General features: G+C 65.2%; 17 protein-coding genes. 11 read left to right on the top strand and 6 right to left on the bottom strand.

Annotated features, from left to right (window positions below; all coding sequences use genetic code 11):
- Window positions 1–51 precede the first annotated feature (51 nt).
- Window positions 52–1,146, bottom strand: a complete 1,095-nt coding sequence (locus tag KUV74_RS04195) for a branched-chain amino acid aminotransferase (protein ID WP_045994721.1) — start codon at window positions 1,144–1,146, stop codon at window positions 52–54.
- Window positions 1,147–1,387: 241 nt separating this feature from the next.
- A complete protein-coding gene (locus KUV74_RS04190; RefSeq protein WP_222515693.1) occupies window positions 1,388–2,905 on the bottom strand; it encodes a leucyl aminopeptidase in 1,518 nt (505 codons plus the stop codon).
- A 194-nt stretch (window positions 2,906–3,099) separates the two neighbouring features.
- On the opposite strand from KUV74_RS04190, the gene lptF reads away from it, so the two are divergent.
- The 5 genes from lptF to bfr all read left to right on the top strand — a co-directional run bounded on the left by lptF (window position 3,100) and on the right by bfr (window position 7,320).
- Window positions 3,100–4,182 carry an LPS export ABC transporter permease LptF gene (gene lptF, locus KUV74_RS04185; RefSeq protein WP_083970631.1) on the top strand — a complete coding sequence of 361 codons (1,083 nt, stop codon included), beginning with the start codon at window positions 3,100–3,102 and terminating at the stop codon, window positions 4,180–4,182.
- Window positions 4,179–5,243 (top strand): LPS export ABC transporter permease LptG, encoded by a 1,065-nt coding sequence (gene lptG, locus KUV74_RS04180; protein WP_222515692.1) that lies wholly within the window; start codon window positions 4,179–4,181, stop codon window positions 5,241–5,243. The genes lptF and lptG overlap by 4 nt, the downstream gene beginning before the upstream one ends.
- A gap of 199 nt (window positions 5,244–5,442) precedes the next feature.
- Window positions 5,443–5,922, top strand: a complete 480-nt coding sequence (locus KUV74_RS04175) for an RDD family protein (protein ID WP_222515691.1) — start codon at window positions 5,443–5,445, stop codon at window positions 5,920–5,922.
- A 340-nt stretch (window positions 5,923–6,262) separates the two neighbouring features.
- Window positions 6,263–6,469, top strand: a complete 207-nt coding sequence (locus KUV74_RS04170) for a bacterioferritin-associated ferredoxin (RefSeq protein WP_045994717.1) — start codon at window positions 6,263–6,265, stop codon at window positions 6,467–6,469.
- 365 nt (window positions 6,470–6,834) lie between these two features.
- Window positions 6,835–7,320 (top strand): bacterioferritin, encoded by a 486-nt coding sequence (gene bfr, locus KUV74_RS04165; protein ID WP_045994716.1) that lies wholly within the window; start codon window positions 6,835–6,837, stop codon window positions 7,318–7,320.
- Between the two features lie 350 nt (window positions 7,321–7,670).
- Here bfr and KUV74_RS04160 read toward each other — a convergent pair whose 3' ends face one another.
- The 3 genes from KUV74_RS04160 to KUV74_RS04150 are packed head-to-tail and all read right to left on the bottom strand — an operon-like array spanning window position 7,671 to window position 9,497.
- Window positions 7,671–7,904 (bottom strand): DUF1653 domain-containing protein, encoded by a 234-nt coding sequence (locus KUV74_RS04160; protein ID WP_045993070.1) that lies wholly within the window; start codon window positions 7,902–7,904, stop codon window positions 7,671–7,673.
- Window positions 7,905–7,923: 19 nt separating this feature from the next.
- Window positions 7,924–8,721 carry a tRNA cyclic N6-threonylcarbamoyladenosine(37) synthase TcdA gene (gene tcdA, locus KUV74_RS04155; protein ID WP_222515690.1) on the bottom strand — a complete coding sequence of 266 codons (798 nt, stop codon included), beginning with the start codon at window positions 8,719–8,721 and terminating at the stop codon, window positions 7,924–7,926.
- Window positions 8,721–9,497 (bottom strand): pseudouridine synthase, encoded by a 777-nt coding sequence (locus KUV74_RS04150; RefSeq protein WP_222515689.1) that lies wholly within the window; start codon window positions 9,495–9,497, stop codon window positions 8,721–8,723. The genes tcdA and KUV74_RS04150 overlap by 1 nt, the downstream gene beginning before the upstream one ends.
- Before the next feature lie 161 nt (window positions 9,498–9,658).
- On the opposite strand from KUV74_RS04150, the gene KUV74_RS04145 reads away from it, so the two are divergent.
- The 6 genes from KUV74_RS04145 to KUV74_RS04120 all read left to right on the top strand — a co-directional run bounded on the left by KUV74_RS04145 (window position 9,659) and on the right by KUV74_RS04120 (window position 17,324).
- On the top strand, window positions 9,659–11,137 hold the full coding sequence (locus KUV74_RS04145) for a TrkH family potassium uptake protein (RefSeq protein ID WP_045993073.1): 1,479 nt from the start codon (window positions 9,659–9,661) through the stop codon (window positions 11,135–11,137).
- Window positions 11,138–11,302: 165 nt separating this feature from the next.
- Window positions 11,303–13,045: a bifunctional isocitrate dehydrogenase kinase/phosphatase gene (gene aceK, locus KUV74_RS04140; protein ID WP_108131228.1), complete on the top strand. Its 1,743-nt coding sequence runs from the start codon at window positions 11,303–11,305 to the stop codon at window positions 13,043–13,045.
- Window positions 13,046–13,092: 47 nt separating this feature from the next.
- Entirely contained in the window at window positions 13,093–13,815 is a 723-nt protein-coding gene (locus KUV74_RS04135) for an SIR2 family NAD-dependent protein deacylase (protein WP_222515688.1), read from the top strand.
- Between the two features lie 171 nt (window positions 13,816–13,986).
- Window positions 13,987–14,868, top strand: coding sequence for a tRNA-uridine aminocarboxypropyltransferase (locus tag KUV74_RS04130; RefSeq protein ID WP_213228237.1), 882 nt, complete (start codon window positions 13,987–13,989; stop codon window positions 14,866–14,868).
- A 236-nt stretch (window positions 14,869–15,104) separates the two neighbouring features.
- The gene (locus KUV74_RS04125; RefSeq protein WP_146164622.1) at window positions 15,105–16,631 is read left to right on the top strand and encodes a hypothetical protein; all 1,527 of its coding nucleotides are present in this window, start codon (window positions 15,105–15,107) and stop codon (window positions 16,629–16,631) included.
- A gap of 102 nt (window positions 16,632–16,733) precedes the next feature.
- On the top strand, window positions 16,734–17,324 hold the full coding sequence (locus tag KUV74_RS04120) for a carboxypeptidase-like regulatory domain-containing protein (RefSeq protein WP_222515687.1): 591 nt from the start codon (window positions 16,734–16,736) through the stop codon (window positions 17,322–17,324).
- On the opposite strand, the gene KUV74_RS04115 is transcribed toward KUV74_RS04120, so the two are convergent.
- The gene (locus KUV74_RS04115) at window positions 17,321–18,472 is read right to left on the bottom strand and encodes an alpha-hydroxy acid oxidase (protein WP_222515686.1); all 1,152 of its coding nucleotides are present in this window, start codon (window positions 18,470–18,472) and stop codon (window positions 17,321–17,323) included. The genes KUV74_RS04120 and KUV74_RS04115 overlap by 4 nt on opposite strands.
- Between the last annotated feature and the right edge of the window lie 60 nt (window positions 18,473–18,532).

Raw genomic sequence — 18,532 nt, 5'->3', positions numbered from 1 at the left:
GGCTGAACGAAGGCCGCCCGGGGGCGGCCTTTTAGTAGGGAAGGAGCCGGATCAGGCAAGACGGGTCAGCCAGCCATGGGTGTCTTCGACACGGCCGTACTGGATGTCGAGCAGACGCTTGCGCAGTCGGCTGGCCACCTCGTTGCCCTCGGGGTGCTCGATCACGCCGTCCTCGCTGACCAGTCGCCCGATGGGGGTGATGACCGCGGCGGTACCGCAGGCAAAGACTTCGGTGATTTCGCCGGAGGCCACGCCATCGCGCCACTCGTCGATGCTGATGGGGCGCTCTTCCGGGGTCAGGCCTTCATCCTTGGCCAGTTCGAGCATGGAATCCCGGGTCACCCCCTCGAGGATGGTGCCGGTCAGGCGCGGGGTGACCAGACGGCCGTCACGGGTGACGAAGAACAGGTTCATGCCGCCGAGTTCCTCGATCCAGGTGTTTTCCACGGCGTCGAGGAAGGCCACCTGGTCGCAGCCGTGGTCGGCGGCTTCCTTCTGGGCCAGCAGCGAGGCGGCGTAGTTGCCGCCGCACTTGGCGTAGCCGGTGCCGCCGGGGGCGGCGCGGTTGTAGTTCGACGACAGCCAGATCGATACCGGCTTGACCCCACCCTTGAAGTAGGCCGCCACCGGCGAGGCGATGACGTAGAAGTCCACCTCCTTGGACGGGCGCACGCCAAGGAAGGCCTCGGAGGCGATCATGAAGGGTCGCAGGTAGAGGCTGGATTCCTCGGCTGCGCTTGCCGGCGTCGGCACCCAGTCGATGTCCTGGGCGACCAGCGCCTTGACCGCGCCGATGAAGTCCTCGTCGGACAGCTCCGGCAGGGCCAGGCGACGGGCGCTGGCGCGAAAGCGCGCGGCGTTCTTTTCCGGGCGGAAGGTCCAGACGCTGCCGTCGGCGTGGCGGTAGGCCTTCATGCCCTCGAAGATTTCCTGGGCGTAGTGCAGCACCGAGGCGGCCGGGTCCAGTGACAGCGGGCCGTAGGGACGTACCTGATGGCCGTGGAAGCCGGCGTCCTCGGTCCAGCGGATGTGGGCCATGTGGTCGGTGAAGTGACGACCGAAGCCCGGGTTCTCGAGAATGGTGTTACGGATGCTCGCGTCGGTGGCGTTGGCGTTGGGCTCGAGCGAGAAGCCTTGGATGGACACGGGTCGTTCTCCAGAATCGTATCGCGCCGCAAGGGCTCTGCGGCGACAGCGGATCGAGGTCGAGTCAGGGGGCTCGACCGGGATGGGGTGGGCAGGCATCGCGCCTGCCGATGGAATCAGAATGACACAGGCTCGCCCTTTCGGGAAAGCCTGTGGGTCGGGAAAGCCTGTAGGACGGGGAAGCCCGCCGGGGCGGGTGCCGACGTCTGTCGGCGCCCGCGTGGACGGCGGACTTGCCGGGTCAGTCCTGGTCGGTGTTGACCACCTCTGCCTCGCGGTCGAGCAGGTAGCGGGTCAGCAGGCCCACTGGGCGGCCTGTGGCACCCTTGGCGCTGCCGCTGTTCCAGGCGGTGCCGGCCACGTCCAGGTGCGCCCAGGGGAAGTCGGTGGCGAAGCGCGACAGGAAACAGCCGGCGGTGATGGTGCCCGCCGGGCGCCCGCCGATGTTGGCAAGGTCGGCGAAGTTGGAGTCCAGCTGTTCCTGGTACTCGTCCCACAGCGGCAGATGCCAGGCGCGATCCCAGGCGGTTTCGCCGGCGTCGAGAAGGTCCAGCGCCAGGTCGTCGTCGTTGGACATCAGGCCGGTGGCGTGGTGGCCGAGCGCAATGATGGCGGCACCGGTGAGGGTGGCGATGTCGACGACGCTGGCCGGCTCGAAGCGCTCGGCGTAGGTCAGGGCATCACACAGCACCAGGCGGCCCTCGGCGTCGGTGTTGAGCACTTCCACCGACAGCCCCTTCAGCGTCTTGATGATGTCGCCAGGCTTGGTCGCACGACCGCTGGGCATGTTCTCGGCGGCGGCGACGATGGCGACCAGGTTGATCTTCGGCTTGATCGCCAGGATCGAGGCTACCGCGCCGAACACGCTGGCGGCGCCGCACATGTCGAACTTCATCTCGTCCATGCCGGCACCGGGCTTGAGCGAGATGCCGCCGGTGTCGAAGGTGATGCCCTTGCCGACGAGCACGTGGGGCGACTCGTTTTCGTCGTCCGCGCCTTGATAGCGCATCACGATCAGCCGCGACGGCTCGTCGCTGCCATGACCGACCGACAACAGCGAGTGCGCGCCGAGCTCCTCGAGGGCTGCCTCGTCGAGGATCTCGGTGGTCAGGGCGCCATCGGATTCGCTGGCCAGGCGCTCGGCCTCGCTGGCGAGGTAGCGCGGCGTGCAGACGTTGCCCGGCAGGTTGCCGAGCTGGCGGGCCAGGTTGATGCCCTGGCCCACGGCGGCACCCTGGCGGGCGCCTTCGCTGGCCGCGTTCTGGTCTTCGCCCTCGCTGAGCAGGATCGACACCGTCTTGAGGCTGGGGGCCGGGCCACTGTCTTGCTTGAAGTCGGTGAAGCGGTAGCTGGCGCGAAGCGCGCTCTCGGCGATCTTGTGGGCCTTCCAGCCGGCGTCGCGATCCTCGACGGGCACGTCGGTGAGGGCTACCGAGACTTCGTCCACGGTCAGCTGACCGAGGCTCGCGAAGGCGGCGTCCACGGCCTTGCAGAAGGCGCCTTCGTGGCACTTGTCGCGCTCGCCGAAGCCGACCAGCAGCAGGCGGTCGGCGCACAGCCCCGGCGCAAAGGGCACCAGCTGGACGTTGCCGAGCTTGGCGTTGAAATCGCCACGCTCGATCAACTGTCCGATCAGACGCTCGCTGGCGTCGTCGAGCTTGGCGGCGGCAGGAGTAAGTTCACCGTCCTTGAACACCGGGATGACCAGGCAAGCGGTCTCGATCTTGACCGGGTTGGCCGTCTTTACAGGGAATTCCATGCTGACTCCACAAGACAAGTGTGGGGGGATTCTGGATAATGCCGGCACGATGCCGAGTCCATCCAGTGTACCCAAGGCCCCCGGGGTTTGCATGATCACCGTGGCCGCAGCGACCGATCGGGTAGAGACGTCGATCAGGGACCTATACTGGATCAGGGACGACCGGTGAGGACGACCGAGAGCAGGAGCGCGCATTGATCATATTCCGTTACCTCACCCGCGAGATTCTGCTGACCATGTCGGCGGTGGCCGGGGTGCTGCTGCTGGTGATCATGGGCAGTCGGTTTATCCGCTATTTTGCCAACGCCGCCGAAGGCGAGATCCCGGCGAACATCCTCGGCTCGCTGATGCTCTATCACATGCCGGGCTTTCTCGAGCTGATCCTGCCGCTGGCGTTCTTTCTCGGAATTCTGCTGGCCTACGGCCAGCTCTACCTCAACAGCGAGATCACCGTGCTGGTGGCCTGCGGCACCAGCCCCAACCGCTTGCTGACGGTCAGCCTGGTGCCCGCCGCCCTGGTGGCACTGCTGGTCGGGATATTCAGCCTGTGGCTGACCCCCGCCGGTGCCTTGCACAACGAACTGGTGCTGGAAGAACAGCGCAGCAAGCTCGACTTCTCGGCGCTGGCGCCAGGGCGTTTTCAGGAGTTCGGCAGTGGGCGTATCGCCTACGCCAGCGACGTGTCCGAGGACGGCGAGCGCATGCAGGAGGTGTTCATCAGCGAACGCCAGAAGCGCAATGACGGCTCCCCCGAGAGCGTGGTGACCCGGGCGACCCAGGGCTACCAGTCGGTGGATCCGGACACTGGCAGTCGCTATCTGGTGCTGGAAGACGGTGAACGCTATAGCGCAGAGGCCGGTCGTGCCGACGCCGAGCGGCTCGAGTTCGGTACCTACGCCGTGCGTCTGGCGCGGGCGGTGGAGGCGGTCGAGACCGACTCGGCGGAGTTTGCCACCACCACGACCCTGCTGAATGACGCTTCGCCCGAGGCCAGGGCCCAGTTGCAGTGGCGACTCGGCGCTCCCCTGATGGTGTTCGTGCTGACCCTGCTGGCCCAGCCGCTGTCCCGGGTCAATCCACGCCAGGGCCGCTTTGCCAAGCTGCTGCCGGCGATCTTTCTGTACGTGGCCTACCTGAGTCTGCTGCTGGCGGCCATGGACGCCATCGGCAGCGGCAGCCTGCCTGCCGTCATCGGCATGTGGCCGATCCACGCAGGCTTCCTGATCCTCGGCCTGGGACTGGCCTTCAATGCCCAACGCAAGGGAATGAGCGGATGATTCTCGATCGCCTGGACGGCTACATCGCCCGCAACGTCCTCGCTGCCATTCTGGTAGTGCAGGTGGTGCTGCTGGGCCTGGACCTGATCATCACCTATATCGATGACCTCGGAGACATCGAAGGCGGCTATGGTGCCTTCGAGGTCTTCCTGTTTCTGTGCATGCGCCTGCCCTGGCGCTTTTATCAGTATGCCCCGGTAGGGGTGCTGATCGGCGCCCTGATCGGACTCGGCAGCATGGCTTCCAACAACGAGCTGACGGTGATGCGGGCGGCGGGACGGTCGCTGGCGCGCATCGTCTGGGGGGTGATGAAGCCGATCATCCTGGTGGTGGTGATCGTGCTGACGGTGGCAGAGTTCGTCAGCCCCAGAACCGAGCAGTTCGCCCACGCCTGGAAGGTGCAGCAGATGCAGGGCGAGGGCGCGGTGGTCACCGAACGCGGTGGCTGGCAGCGCGAGGGCGACGACTTCTATCGCTTTGGTGCGATTCGCGCCGACGACACCGTGCTGGATCTGACCCGCTACGAATTCGACGGCCACCGGCTGGATTCGGTAACCACTGCCAGGCGTGCGGTGTGGCAGGGCGACTTCTGGGAGTTGCAGCAGGTCGAGACGACCCGCTTTGCCGATGACCGCACCGAGGTCGACAAGGTGGCTAGCCTGCGCTGGGACACCAGCCTGTCGCCGACTCAGCTGTCGCGTCTGCTGCGCGACGTGGAGACCCAGGCACCGAGCGAGCTGTGGGCCTACGCCGACTATCTGGACGAGCAGGGCCTGGAGGCCACCCAGCCGCTTCTGTACTTCTGGCAGAAGATGCTGATGCCCCTGACCATGGCCTCGCTGGTGCTGGTGGCGGCGTCCTTCGTGTTCGGCCCGCTGCGCACCGTGGCCGCCGGGACGAGGGTATTCTACGGGGTCATCACCGGGCTGGTGTTCAAGTACCTGCAGGATCTGCTGGCACCGGCCTCCACGGTATTCGGCTTTTCGCCGGCTTGGGCGGTGCTGGCCCCCACACTCGTGTGCGCCCTGCTGGGACTTCACCTATTGAGGCGGTCGGGGTGAAGGGCGGCATGCCTGGCGCCGGCTTGGGCACTCTCGATCGCCCCGGCCCCAACGTTAGTGTGCGCCCTGCTGGGACTTCACCTATTGAGGCGGTCGGGATGAGGGGCGGCATGCCCGGCGCCGGCTTGGGCACTCTCGATCGCCCCGGCGCCAACGTTAGTATGCGCCTTGCCGAGACTCCACCTGCTGAGCAAACCCAATGACACGACGCTTTCCCCATCTCGATGATGTCTGGCCCGCGGGGTTGGGCCGGCGTCTGGGCGCCATGTTCTACGACAGCTTTCTGTTGCTGGCCATCTGGATCGCGATCACCACCTTGCACGTGCTGGTGGTGCGCAAGCTGCTGGGCCTGGCCCCGGAAGACGTGGGGGCAGGCGTCTGGCAGGTGCTCAGCCTGCGACTGCTGCTGGTGGTCGCGGCCTTTGCCTTTTTTGCCTTCTTCTGGCGCCGCGGGGGCATGACCCTGGGGATGCAGGCCTGGCGCCTGCGCGTCCAGACCCTCGACGGCGGGCCCATCAGCCTGCGTCAGACCATGCTGCGCTTCGCCGTGGGAGCGTTTTCCTTCGTGCCGCTGGGGCTGGGCCACTGGTGGGTGCTGTTCGACGCGGAACGGCGCAGCTGGGCGGATCTGGCGTCTGGCACTCAGGTGGTAGTGCTGCCGAAGGCAACGAAGCGATAGCCCTGCAACGAGCGCTTACGCGAGACTCCTGAACAGGGCAGCTTACGCCTTAGCCCGGCTCGGGCGTCTGCCATCGAACCTTTACCCTCTGCAGCGCCCGGCCGACGTTCTCCCTGAGATGCTGCTCGGCCCCTCCCCATCCAGCCTGCACGAGTCGCTCCCCTCTGTTTCGTTCCTGGTTTTCTGGATGCTGTCGATTGGCTGTCGGCAGGGGCAACGCTTGAGCTGAGTCATGTAAATTCAAATCTTTAGCTAAAGTAAATACGAATTACTCTTGAAAAGGTTGCGTGTAGCTATGGGAATCATTTACATTGCCTATAGTGATTCAGGAGAGATGGCGATGTACGTATGCCTGTGCAAAGGGGTCAGTGACCGACAGATTCGTCAGAGCGTCGATGACGGCGCGCGTAGCTGGCGTCAGGTTCAGCGTGAGACCGGTTGTGGCACCCAGTGCGGCAAATGCGCCTGTGTGGGCAAGCAGATCACCCGCGACGCCATCCAGGAAGCGTCGAGTCTGGAAGTCGAAGCGCTGGCCTATGCGGTATAGCCTTGGTCGTCGGTACGCTCTTGCGCTACTTCCTTTGCGGTAGTCTTTTGAATTAGCAATCGATATCGTTGTAGTTGCGGTTTTCAAGATTCTGATTTTATTGAGTTTTTTCATGGATGCCCTATACTGCTTCTTGACGGGAGCTGGTAGGGCATTGCTTGTCGTGCCAGTGTGTCTGTAGCCCCGCGTCTGTTGCCCTGTGAAGGCGGGCGAGGCCAAGGAGAGACGTCGCCTCTGCGGCGTCCGATGCAAGACGGTTCGATCAACGACGACTGGCCACGGCCGGTCGGCAATCACCGGCAAGCACATGACCGGCAAGCACATGACCGGCAAGCACATGTCCGGCAAGCACTGAGGAGTTTTCCATGAAAGGCGATCCCAAGGTCATCGAGCATCTCAACAAGGTGCTGGGCAACGAGTTGGTGGCCATCAATCAGTACTTCCTGCACGCCAAGATGTACAAGGACTGGGGCCTGGCCCGGCTGGCCAAGTGGGAGTACGACGAGTCCATCGAAGAGATGAAGCACGCCGACATTCTGATCGAGCGCATCCTCTTTCTCGAAGGCATCCCCAACCTGCAGGACCTCGGCAAGCTGCATATCGGCGAGGACACCCGCGAGATGCTCGAGGCCGACCTGGCTGCGGAACATACCGGGCGTGACGACCTGATCGAAGCCATCACGTACTGCGAGCAGGTGCGGGACTACGTCAGCCGTGACCTGTTCCAGAAGATCCTCGACGACGAGGAAGAGCACATCGACATCATCGAGACCGAGCTGGGCCTGATGGACAAGGTCGGCTTGCAGGCGTATCTGCAGACGCAAATGCAAAAGGCCGGCGGCGAAGAGTGATTTAGCGCTGGCGCATTGCATCGACAGCGCCCAGGCAAGCAAAAAGGGGAGGCCAGCGGCTTCCCCTTTTTTGCGTCTGCGTGTTCCGTTGCCTGCGCGCTGGCAAGGGCGTATGGACTCGCCTCGCCGGGCTGGCGCTGTTGGACCAGCGTTATCGAACTGGCAGCGTCGGACCGACGACATGGATCCGGGCGCCGTCAGGGCCTGCTAGGCGCTGTCGGAAAAGTCGACGAGCGATGGTTAGACAAGGCAAAAATCGGTGAGAAAGCGCAGTTTACGGGGTGTAAATGAGCATGTTGATCCGATTTTTAACGCCGTATTACCGAGCGCAGGCAGTTTTCAGACAAGCCCTAGAACGCCTTCTCGAGGGCAAAGCGCGGAGTGGTGACACCTTCGACGTCGACGCTCTCGCAGAACATCTCAAGCGGGCGCACCCACAGGCCGTAGTCCCCGTAGAGCGCGCGGTACACCACCAGGGCCTCTTCGCTTTCGCTGTGATGGGCGACGCCGGTCACCTCGTAGAGCGGGCCCTTGTAGTGGCGATAGATGCCGGGCACCGGAAGGGGGGATTGCGGGGTTGTCATGGTCGGTTCCTTGTCTGGCTCATTTCACCCGGGTCAGTCTGGCCAGCGCCCGCGAGGCGGCGACAAAGCCGAAGCTGCCGGTAACAAAGGTGGCGGCGCCGAAGCCGCTCTCGCAGTCCAGGCGCGTGGACTCGCCGGCACCAGGCTTGGTGTGGCAGACCTCACCGTCCTGGCCGGGGTAGACCAGCTGCTCGTCGGAGTAGACGCACTCGACGCTGAAGCGGCGCTTGGGGTTGCGCGAAAAGCCATGGTCGCGGCGCAGGCGCGAGCGCACCTTGGCAAGCAGGGGGTCATGCTCCGTGCGGGTCAGGTCGGCCACCTTGATCCGGGTGGGGTCGGTCTGGCCGCCGGCGGCACCGGTGACCGTCAGCGGCAGCTTGCGGCGCTTGCACCAGGCGATCAGTGCGGCCTTGGCCACCACGCTGTCGATGGCGTCGATCAGATGATCGGCGTCCTCGGGAATGCGTTCGGCGAGATTGGTCGGGGTGGCGAAGGCGACATCGGCGATGACCTCGATGCCGGGGTGGATGGCCCGGCAGCGCTCGGCCAGCACTTCCACCTTGGGCCGCCCGATGGTGCCGTCGAGGGCGTGAAGCTGACGATTGACGTTGGATACGCAGACGTCGTCGAGGTCGATCAGGGTCAGCTTGCCGACGCCGCTTCTGGCCAGCGCCTCCACCGCCCAGCTGCCGACACCGCCGACCCCGACCACCACCACGTGGGCTTGCGCCAGACGGGCGCTGGCGGTGGTGCCGTAGAGACGGCGAATACCACCAAAGCGCAGGTCATAGTCGTTGTCGCTGGGGTCAGTGCTCATCAGGAATCTCGCTGGGTCGTTGCGGTCACGTTGGCGTTGGTGGTGCTGACTGGCCGGGGCAGGTGGGCGCGCCAGCCGAAACGGTCGAACAGCCGCGTCATGCAGGCGTCCAGTGGGCAGCACAGCGCCATCGGGGTGCGATGGCGAGGATGCTCGAACTCGAGCGAGGTCGCCGCCAGCAGCAGCCGATCGCAGTCCAGGCTGTCGCGAAAGAAGCGGTTGTGATTGCCCTTGCCGTGCTTGGCGTCACCGATGATCGGGTAGCCGATGCCGGACAGATGACGGCGTATCTGGTGGCGCCGGCCGGTCAGCGGGCGGGCTTCCATCAGCGAGTAGCGAACCTGAGGGTAGCGGTCGATACGTACCGGCAGCTCCACGCTGTCGAGTCGGCGCACCTCGGTGATCGCGGGCATCGCCGGCATCTCAGCCTTGGGCCGGCTACCGTCTTCCTCGCGCAGTGCCCGGTCGATGCGCTCGGTCTCGGGGCCGATGCCGCGCACCACCGCCAGGTAACGCTTGGTCACCTGGCGCTCGTTGAAGGCCTCGGCAAGCCGCCGGGCCATGTCCGAGGACAGCGCGAACACCATGACCCCCGAGGTAGGCCGGTCGAGCCGATGCACCGGGTAGACCCGCTGGCCCAACTGGTCGCGCAGGCGCTGCAGCAGGAATTCGCGCTCGCCACGGGCCAGCGCGCTGCGATGCACCAGCAGCCCGGACGGCTTGTGCACCGCCACCAGATCGTCGTCCTGGTAGAGAATGGGCAAGGGCAGGGACATCGCGGCGATACCTATGGCGTGAATGCGGGCTCGAGGCGCGCTATTGTCGCCATGTTGCGGCGATCTGTCATCCGGATTGCGACGACTCCGTGAGTCGAGGGGCATCTCTGGCTACGGCTTTGGTCTATGATGAGCCCCGACAATCGGTGAGAGAGCAGGCTATGACCCGAGGGATAGGGATGCTGCGCTGGTGCAGGGACTGGGCACCGGTCCTCAAGGTACTGTCGGTACTTTGGCTGGTGCTGGCGCTGTTCATGCTGCTGCCCTGGGGGGTGCTGGTATGGGAAGGCGACGCCGACGCGCCGGCCTTCGCTCGTTCCCTGCTGGTGGTGCTGGCCACGGTGCTGATGTGCTGGTGGCTGACCTGGCGGATACCGGTGGCGCTCAAGACCCAGCAGATGTTCGTGCTGACCACCCTGAGCTGGGTCAGTATCAGCGGTTTCGCCAGCCTGCCGCTGGTGCTTGGCGCGCCCCATCTGTCGCTGACCAATGCGGTGTTCGAGTCGGTCTCGGCGATCACCACCACCGGCTCCACCATCCTCACCGATATCGACCAGCTGTCCGATGGTCTCAAGCTGTGGCGGGGGTTGATGCAGTGGCTCGGCGGCATCGGCATCATCGTCATGGGCATCGCCATCCTGCCGTTTCTCAAGGTCGGCGGCATGCGCCTTTTTCAGACCGAATCCTCGGACTGGTCGGACAAGGTAATGCCGCGCACCGGCGGCATCGCCAAGGCCACGCTCGGCATATACGCCCTGGGTACCCTGGTGGCGATCCTGGCCTACGGTATCGGCGGCATGGCACCGGTAGACGCGGTGGTACACGCCATGAGCTCGGTGTCGACCGGCGGCTTCGCCAACTCTGACGCCTCCTTCGGGGCCTACGCCGACCAGCCGCATCTGTTGTGGATGGGCACCTTGTTCATGCTGCTTGGCGCCTTGCCCTTCGTGCTCTACATCCGCTTTCTGCGCGGCTCGCCGCTGGCCTTGTGGCGCGACGAGCAGGTCCGTGGGCTGGTGTGGCTGCTGGTGGTGGTGACGCTGATCCTCAGCCTCTATCGGGTATGGCGAGGCGAGGCGATGTTCGATGCCTTGACTCACACCGCCTTCAACGTGGTCTCGGTGGTGACCACCACCGGCTACGCCAGCGACGACTACAGCCAGTGGGGCCCGTTCGCCGCCATGGCGTTCTTCTATCTGACCTTTGTCGGTGGCTGCAGTGGGTCGACCAGCGGAGGCATGAAGATCTTTCGCTTCCAGGTGGCGATCAAGATGCTGCTCAGCCAGCTGCGCTTCTTGATCCACACCCATGGGGTCTTCGTCTCTCGCTACAACGGTGCGCCGCTGTCCGATGAGATCAGCCGGGGCGTGGTGGCCTTCTCCTTCTTCTTCTTTCTGACCATCGCCGGCCTCGCCCTGGCCCTCGCCATGCTGGGCCTCGATCTGGTCACGGCACTGACCGGGGCGGCCACGGCGGTGGCCAACGTAGGGCCAGGACTTGGCGATATCATCGGCCCAGCCGGCAACTTTTCCACCCTGCCCGACGCCGCCAAGTGGCTGTTGTGTGTGGGGATGCTGATGGGCCGCCTGGAAATCCTGACCGTGCTGGTACTGTTGACCCCGATGTTCTGGCGCAAATAGGTCTTTGGCGGCGGTGGGGGAGGTGATCGAGGGCGTAGTGTGCCGGCTTGGACAGACGGCTTGGCGGCTGCCATGTTGCACGGCAACATGACAGTCGACATTGGTCGTCTCGCCGAAGGTGGCGGCGGCGGTCATTCTGAGCTGACGCCCGTCGGGAGCCCCGTGATGAAACTGTCCCCTGCCTATCGCATCGCCGCCACTATCCTGCATGGATTCGACGAGTACCGCTCGCGCTTCAAGCAGATCACCCTGGACGCCAATCGACGCTTTCGCGACGCCGCCTGGCGCGAGGCCCAGCAGGCCTCGGCGGAGCGGATCAACCTCTATCAGGAAAAGGTCGACGAGACCCTGGGACGCCTGCAGCGCACCTTTGACGAGGACATCCTGACCCACTGCGAGTGCTGGCGTGAGGCCAAGGGGCACTATGTCGAGCTGATCGGTCAGCGACTCGACTACGAGCTGGCCGAGACCTACTTCAATTCGCTGTTCTGCTCGATCTTTCATCACCGCCACATCCGCGATGACTGGATGTTCGTCAACTCCTCCAGGGACGCCGCGTCACACCACTCGGGCATCGAGCTGTGCCGACACATCGCGGTGGAGGGGGATTGGTCAAGGGCCATCGCCGAGGCGCTGGAGGGGGCCGAACTGGGCATGGAGTTCATCGACCTGGGCCACTGCGGGCATCTGGCGCGTGACTTTCTGGTCGAGCACCTGCCGCAAGGGCTGGCGGACGGCACGGACACCGAAATCGAACTGCTGAAGAGCGTCTTCTACCGCAACAAGGGCGCCTACCTGGTCGGCCGCATCCACCGCGATGGCGAGCAGGTGCCGCTGGTGCTGCCGGTGCTCCACGAGGAGGGCAAGGGGCTGCACCTGGATACGGTGCTGATCGAGCCCGACGAGGTGTCGATCATCTTCTCCTTCACCCGGGTCTACTTCCAGGTCGATGCCACCGTGCCCCGTGAGTTCGTGGCCTACCTGCACATGCTGATGCCGGACAAGCCGATCAGCGAACTCTACGCTGCCATCGGCTTCTTCAAGCACGGCAAGACCGAGTTCTTCCGCGCCCTGAACCAGCAGATCGCGCGGCGCGAGGACAAGTTCATCATCGCCCCCGGGGTGCGCGGCATGGTGATGGCGGTGTTCGTGCTGCCCTCACACCGCACCGTGTTCAAGATCATCAAGGATCGCTTCGACCCGTCCAAGGCGATGAGTCGCGACAACGTGCGCGAGAAGTACGGCCTGGTCAAGCGCCATGACCGGGTCGGCCGGATGGCCGATACCCAGGAGTTTTCCTACCTGGTGTCGCGCAAGGACCACTTCGATCCCGAATGTCTGGAACATCTGCTTGAGGTGGCGCCGAGCAACGTCTACCTGAAGGACGACAAGGTCATCATCAAGCACTGCTACACCGAGCGCATGATGACCCCGCTGAATCTGTATCTGGAACAGTGCGACGAGACCGAGACCCGTGCGGTGCTCAAGGACTACGGCAATGCCATCAAGCAGATGGCAGCGGCCAACATCTTCCCCGGCGACATGCTGCTGAAGAACTTCGGGGTGACCCGCCACGGGCGGGTGATCTTCTACGACTACGACGAGGTGAGCTATCTCACCGAGTGCAACTTCCGGCATATCCCGGAGCCCCTCTACCCCGAGCAGGAGCTGGCCGACGAACCCTGGTACTCGGTGGGACCCAATGATATTTTCCCCGAGGAATTCGGGCCCTTCCTGTTCGCCAATGTGCAGTTGCGCAAGCTGTTCTTCGAACTGCATCCGGAGCTTTTCGATGCCGACTACTGGAAGAGCCTGCAGGCGGCGATCACCGACGGTCAGGTGATCGACGTCTACCCTTATCGCAACAAGCAGCGCTTCGCCTCGGACCCCGGGGGCCTGACCTACTGAGTCCGTGGCGGCGCTGATTCAGACTCTCAAAGCTGTGGAGCGAGTTCATGTCCAAGGCCCCCCACCTGGTGGTGCTGACCGGCGCCGGCATCAGCGCCGAGAGCGGAATCCAGACCTTCCGTGCCGCCGATGGCCTGTGGGCGGATCATCCCATCGAGGACGTCGCCACCCCCGAGGGCTGGGCACGAGACCCGCAGCGCGTGCTGAGCTTCTATGACGCCCGTCGGGACCAGGTACGTGGTGCGCGTCCCAACGCCGCCCACCGGGCATTGGCCAACCTCGAGGCGCGTGGCTTCGAGGTCAGCATCGTCACCCAGAACATCGACGATCTGCACGAGCGAGCGGGCTCCCGGCGGGTGCTGCACCTGCATGGCGAGATCATGATGGCGCGCTCCTCGGTAGACGAACGCATGCGCTATCCGCTGGGGCGTCGCAATATCGCCATGGGCGACGTCTGTGACGGTGGCAGCCAACTGCGCCCGGACGTGGTCTGGTTTGGCGAGGCGGTGCCGGCCTATCAGGACGCCTGCGAGATCGTCGCCGAGGCGGACCTGTTGCTGGTGGTCGGCACTTCGCTGGCGGTGATGCCGGCGGCGGCGCTGATCAACGAACTGCCCTTCGATGCCGACTGCGTGCTGGTGGACCCTGACGAATCGCTCAGGGTGCCTGCTGGCGTTGCCCGACTGGTGATGCCGGCAGGCGAGGGCGTGCCGGCCCTGACCCGTCACTGGCAGCGTGAAGGTCGACTGTTCATGCCGCAATTGGGCTAGGCCCAGGCGATGGTGGCGCCGTCGAGCGGGTTGTCTAAAGAGCCTTCGAGCTGCCTGTGTAGAGAGCCTTCGAACGGGTGGTAGAGAGAGCGGTCTTTCGCGTGGCTTGCCTGACGCAGGCAATGGGGCGTGGTAGATTGGGCGACCTTTGCCGCAGCCTGCTTCCCGCCCATGTGTGACTCTCGTTTCGCCGATTCCGCCCCCTCCCAGCAAGACGCCCGCTCCGAAGATTCCGGCTCGACTCAGGAAGCTTCAACTACCGAGGAGGCGTCCGCCGATCGCCATCCGGGTGAGCCGAGCGCTGTCGGGGATCCGCACCTCGGCGAGAGCCCGAGCCTCGACCGGGACCCAGCCACCGGTCATCCGCGTCCCCCGCGGCGAGAGTTCAAGGCGCGCGGCAGTTTCGTCACCCGTTGCGCCGGCTGCAACCTGCCTGAACTCAACTGCCTGTGCCCCTATCAGGCCAAGGCCGACTCTCGGGTCCAGGTGTGGCTGATCACCCATCCGCTGGAGCACCACAAGCCGACCAACACCGGCCGTCTGATCGCCGACGTGCTGGCGCCCACCCGTGTCTTCACCTGGTACCGCACCACGCCCGATGCAAAGCTGCTGGCGCTCCTGGCCGACGAGCGTTACGCCCCCTTCGTGGTATTCCCCGACGACCAGCCCGACTACGCCGACCGCGTGGTCGAGGTGGAGGCGGTCCGGCGAGTCCCCCGGGAGCGCATCCCGGTGCTGATCCTTCTCGACGGTACCTGGCGTCAGGCGCGGCGGATTTTTCGCAAGAGCCCCTACCTGGAACGCCTGCCGGTACTGCCGTTGAGAACCGATCGACTGACGCGTTATCGGTTGCGCAAGCCCGCTTCCCAGGCGCATCTGTGCACCGCCGAGGTGGCCGCCGAGCTATTGCGTCAGAGCGGCGAGGAAGACGCCGCTTCGGTGCTCGACGATTACTTCGACGTCTTCAACGACAGCTACGCCGCCAGTCGGCGCTACCACAAGATCGAGACGCCAAGCCCGGCCATGCGCAGGTTGGCCGCACGGCGAGGGTGAGAGGGCGTGGTCAGGCATCGAGGCGACGACAACGCCAGGATCGGTGTCGGTATACGCATAACTATGCCGTATTGAGCGGGTTTTTTCGGACCTGTCGGTATAAAACTACATTCTCTATCCACGTCCGCTGGCTTGTGGTGTCGCCAATATCCTAGTTCACCCGGGCTTTTTCTGGGAGACGCTCTTCTTTTGACACAGTTTCGTCAATCTGTGCGGCTTGGCGCACGAGGAGCGTTATGGATTTTCGTAGGCGTTTTCACCCCTGCCGACCTCTCCCGGGAGATCGCTGTCCATCGCTGGCGGTGGATGGTGATGCCGCATTTTCCGTGGCGACGCTGGAGCGTCGCTTGGAAAAGGACCGTACCCGGGTCGTCCACAGTGCCAGCCTGCGTCGATTGCAGCTGCTGCCCCAGCAGGGCGCGGTGCTGGCCCACGCAAGCCAGAGGCGACTGCTGTCGGCCTCACTGGAGCGACAGCAGATGGGGCGCCGGATCGTGCAGATGGTCTATCGCAAGCTGGGCAAGCGGGCGGGTGACTGTGGCCTCGATGGTCTGGAAGACGCCTTCATCTGTCTGGTCGAGGTGGGCAGCCTGCTGCGTGATATCGGTCGACCTCCCTTCGGCCAGGCCGGAGAACTTGCGCTTTGCGGCTGGTTCGACAGCCATATGTCGGCCCTGGGAGGCCGCCAGCTGCCGCTGGCCAAGGACGATATCCAGGGCGCGGCCCTGCTCAACGAGCTGTGTCGTTTCGACGCCCAGGCCCAGGCGCTCCGCACCATCAGCAAGCAGGAGGGGATCTCGCTGACCCATGTCCAGGGCGCGGTGCTGCTGGGGGAGCAGGCGGTGTGGCGCGAAGTGGGCGACGATGGCCGTGGCCGCCAGGGCTACTGCTATCGTGCCGAGAGCGACCAGGAGACGGCCATGCGTGGTGTCCTGGGGCTGGGCCAGGATCATCGCCATCCGGCCAGCTACGTGGTGGATGCCGCCGAGGTCATTGCACGGACCCTGTCTCGTCTGGAGGCGGTGGTGGAGCGGGGGTTGATCGACCCGACATCCCTGGTGGCATCGCTCAAACAGGCCTATGTGGAGGGGCTGGCCCGCCAGGGAGAGCCCTGGGCGAGTCTGGAGGAGCGGCGCTTCTCGCGCCACGGAGTAGTACGCCGCTGGAGCCTCGGTGGCATGCTGGACTGGGCGCTGCGCCGCTATGAGCGGGACAACGTCGAGGAACTGGGGCGCTTCTTTCACTACCTGCGACTGGCGCTGGGGCGCACCCTGGTCAATCACGCCGCCGATGCCTTCGTGGCCCACCTGGAGAACATTCGGGAGGGACAGCCTCAGTTGAGGCTGCTGAGCGCGGAGGTCGGCTGTCGCGCTCTGCTCGAGGCCTTCGACAGCCTGGCCACCCGGGTCGAATATCGGGATCCGGAGCTGGAACGGCTGGAGCTCGAGGGCTACCGCACCTTATGTGGACTGCTCGATGCCGCCCTGCCGGCGTTGCGCCTGCCGGAAGCGGCCTTCGTGCGACTGCTGGACGAGGGCCATGGCGCCTCGCCGCGGCTGACGCTGTGGGTGAAACGGTTGCCACCCGGTGTGCTCAGGGTGTACCGCCAGGCCATGGCGCAGCCCTGGGAAGGGGCGAGCCGCGAGGTCTGGGAGGCCTACCATCGTGGACGCCTCGTGCATGACTGGATCTGCAGCATGACCGAATCATCGGCGCTGGAAGAGTACAGTCGCCTGCGTGTAGCCGGTCGTTCGCTGGCCTGACGGTCTGAAACTGTGGCGTCACCACCGGCCCGCCCAGCGTTGAAACGATGGGCCAGGGATGGCGTAGAGTTTCTGTCGACGATTCTGCACAGGCGAAGTCCCATGAGGCTGGCGACGGGTGGTCGGCGAAGCATCTCGTTGATGGCGGTGCTGGCACTGTTGCTGGTACTGATGTCGCTGGTTTCTGGCTGCGTGCCGGTGATCAGTGAGCGCTGGGCGCGCCAGCCATTGCAGGGGCAGGTCATTGACGCCCGTACCGGGGCCCCACTGGCGGGGGCCAGGGTCTCGGCCGAGGGCTTTGCCGAGGCCGCCGACGTGACCGACAGCAACGGGCGGTTCGGCATTCCGGGGAATTCGTATATCGGTGGGCAGTTGTTGATGGCTGCAAGCGGGCTCCGTCCTCAGTGCTGGAAGATCGAGCGCGACGGCTACCGGACGCTGTGGATCGAGGTGATGGAGATGGTCCCGGATACGCTGCGCCAGCCGATCACGGTGAACCTGCCCATGTTGGCGTTCGATGCCGAGGCGCCCGCTGGACGCTCTGCCGAGACGATGGTCAAGGAAAAGAGCCCCGGGGATCAGGTCGGCAATCACGTCGCCAAAGAGGCGATTTCCCGCGCGATACAACGCGACAATTACCGGTGGCGCCTGGCGGAAGGCAGCGACTGTGGCGCAGCGCCGCCGTCCAGCTAACGATCGATGAGATCGCCGTTCGCTGCCAGCGCGCGTGCATCCACTTCCCTGATACTCGAACAGCCACACATGGCGAGGCTCTGGTCCAGCTCTCGGCGCAGGATCGCCAGGCAGCGCTCGACGCCGGCTTCGCCCGCGTCGGCCAGTCCGTACAGATAGGGACGGCCGATATGCACGGCGTCGGCGCCCAGGGCCAGCGCCCGAAGGATGTCCAGGCCGCTGCGAATCCCTCCATCCAGATGCACCTCGAGACGCTCGCCCACCGCCGCCACCACCTCGGGAAGCGCCGCGATGGTGGCCCTGGCGGCGTCCAGTTGGCGCCCCCCGTGATTCGACACCACCACGGCGTCGGCCCCCTGCTCGGCGGCCTGGCGCGCCGAGTCCGCGTCCAGTACACCCTTGACGACCAAGGAGCCTGGCCAGCGGGCGCGGACCCAGCCCAGATCACTCCACCCTAGTGACGGATCGAGCTGGTCGCCGAGCCAACTGGCGAGTGAGGCGATGCCGTCCGGGGCCGAGAGCGGTCCGTCCAGATTGCCCAGGGCGAAACGACGGCTGCGCAGGTGGCGCCACCACCAGCCGGGGTGACGGCCCAGCCCCCAGGCGAGCTTGAGGGCGGTGGCCGGATCGGGCCTGACGTCGTGGCCGAGTCCCCGGTGGTGATCGGCCAGCAGCGGCATATCGATGGTCAGCACCAGCACACGGCAGCCGAGACTCAGGGCGTCGTCCATCAGTCGCTCGCTGAGGGCACGATCCTTGAACACGAACAGCTGAAACCAGGGTGGGCGCGGGCAGTCCCTGGCGATATGCGCAAGGGGGGCGTTTGACAGGGTGGCGGCGGTGTAGGGGACCCCGGCTCGCGCAGCGGCGCGTGCGGCCAGACGTTCCCCGTCGGCCCAGGCCAGGCCGCCCAGGGCCACCGGCGAGAGCACCAGCGGCAGCGCGATATCTTCGCCCAGAATGCGAGTACCGAGGGTGCGCCGGCTGACGTCGGCCAGGCGCGGTGCCAGCGCCACTCGTGACATGGCCTGGAGGTTGGCGGCCAGCGCCTGCTCGGCGCCGGAGCCTCCTTCGATATAGTCGAAGACCAGCCGTGGGAGTCGCCGTCTCGCGCCTTGGCGAAGCGCCTCGATGGTGCTGCGGGTCATGGGGCCGACTCCGTTCAGCAGGCTGTTCCTTTGAGCATAGTCTAAGCGGGCTTCGGAGCC

Source organism: Halomonas sp. DP1Y21-3, assembly GCF_019801245.1.
Taxonomy (GTDB): Bacteria; Pseudomonadota; Gammaproteobacteria; order Pseudomonadales; family Halomonadaceae; genus Halomonas; species Halomonas litopenaei.
Note: the sequence above shows the minus strand (reverse complement) of the source record. Positions and strands in the feature narration are given on the sequence as shown.

What these genes read in the sequence shown, in the direction of transcription:
- lptG (WP_222515692.1), top strand. Translation starts at nt 4,179, where the DNA reads ATGATTCTCGATCGCCTGGACGGCTACATCGCCCGCAACGTCCTCGCT.
- KUV74_RS04175 (WP_222515691.1), top strand. Translation starts at nt 5,443, where the DNA reads ATGACACGACGCTTTCCCCATCTCGATGATGTCTGGCCCGCGGGGTTG.
- KUV74_RS04120 (WP_222515687.1), top strand. Translation starts at nt 16,734, where the DNA reads ATGAGGCTGGCGACGGGTGGTCGGCGAAGCATCTCGTTGATGGCGGTG.
- KUV74_RS04150 (WP_222515689.1), bottom strand. Translation starts at nt 9,497, where the DNA reads ATGTCCCTGCCCTTGCCCATTCTCTACCAGGACGACGATCTGGTGGCG.
- KUV74_RS04125 (WP_146164622.1), top strand. Translation starts at nt 15,105, where the DNA reads ATGGATTTTCGTAGGCGTTTTCACCCCTGCCGACCTCTCCCGGGAGAT.
- KUV74_RS04160 (WP_045993070.1), bottom strand. Translation starts at nt 7,904, where the DNA reads ATGACAACCCCGCAATCCCCCCTTCCGGTGCCCGGCATCTATCGCCAC.
- bfr (WP_045994716.1), top strand. Translation starts at nt 6,835, where the DNA reads ATGAAAGGCGATCCCAAGGTCATCGAGCATCTCAACAAGGTGCTGGGC.
- KUV74_RS04145 (WP_045993073.1), top strand. Translation starts at nt 9,659, where the DNA reads ATGACCCGAGGGATAGGGATGCTGCGCTGGTGCAGGGACTGGGCACCG.
- KUV74_RS04130 (WP_213228237.1), top strand. Translation starts at nt 13,987, where the DNA reads ATGTGTGACTCTCGTTTCGCCGATTCCGCCCCCTCCCAGCAAGACGCC.
- KUV74_RS04115 (WP_222515686.1), bottom strand. Translation starts at nt 18,472, where the DNA reads ATGACCCGCAGCACCATCGAGGCGCTTCGCCAAGGCGCGAGACGGCGA.
- KUV74_RS04170 (WP_045994717.1), top strand. Translation starts at nt 6,263, where the DNA reads ATGTACGTATGCCTGTGCAAAGGGGTCAGTGACCGACAGATTCGTCAG.
- aceK (WP_108131228.1), top strand. Translation starts at nt 11,303, where the DNA reads ATGAAACTGTCCCCTGCCTATCGCATCGCCGCCACTATCCTGCATGGA.
- tcdA (WP_222515690.1), bottom strand. Translation starts at nt 8,721, where the DNA reads ATGAGCACTGACCCCAGCGACAACGACTATGACCTGCGCTTTGGTGGT.
- KUV74_RS04190 (WP_222515693.1), bottom strand. Translation starts at nt 2,905, where the DNA reads ATGGAATTCCCTGTAAAGACGGCCAACCCGGTCAAGATCGAGACCGCT.
- KUV74_RS04135 (WP_222515688.1), top strand. Translation starts at nt 13,093, where the DNA reads ATGTCCAAGGCCCCCCACCTGGTGGTGCTGACCGGCGCCGGCATCAGC.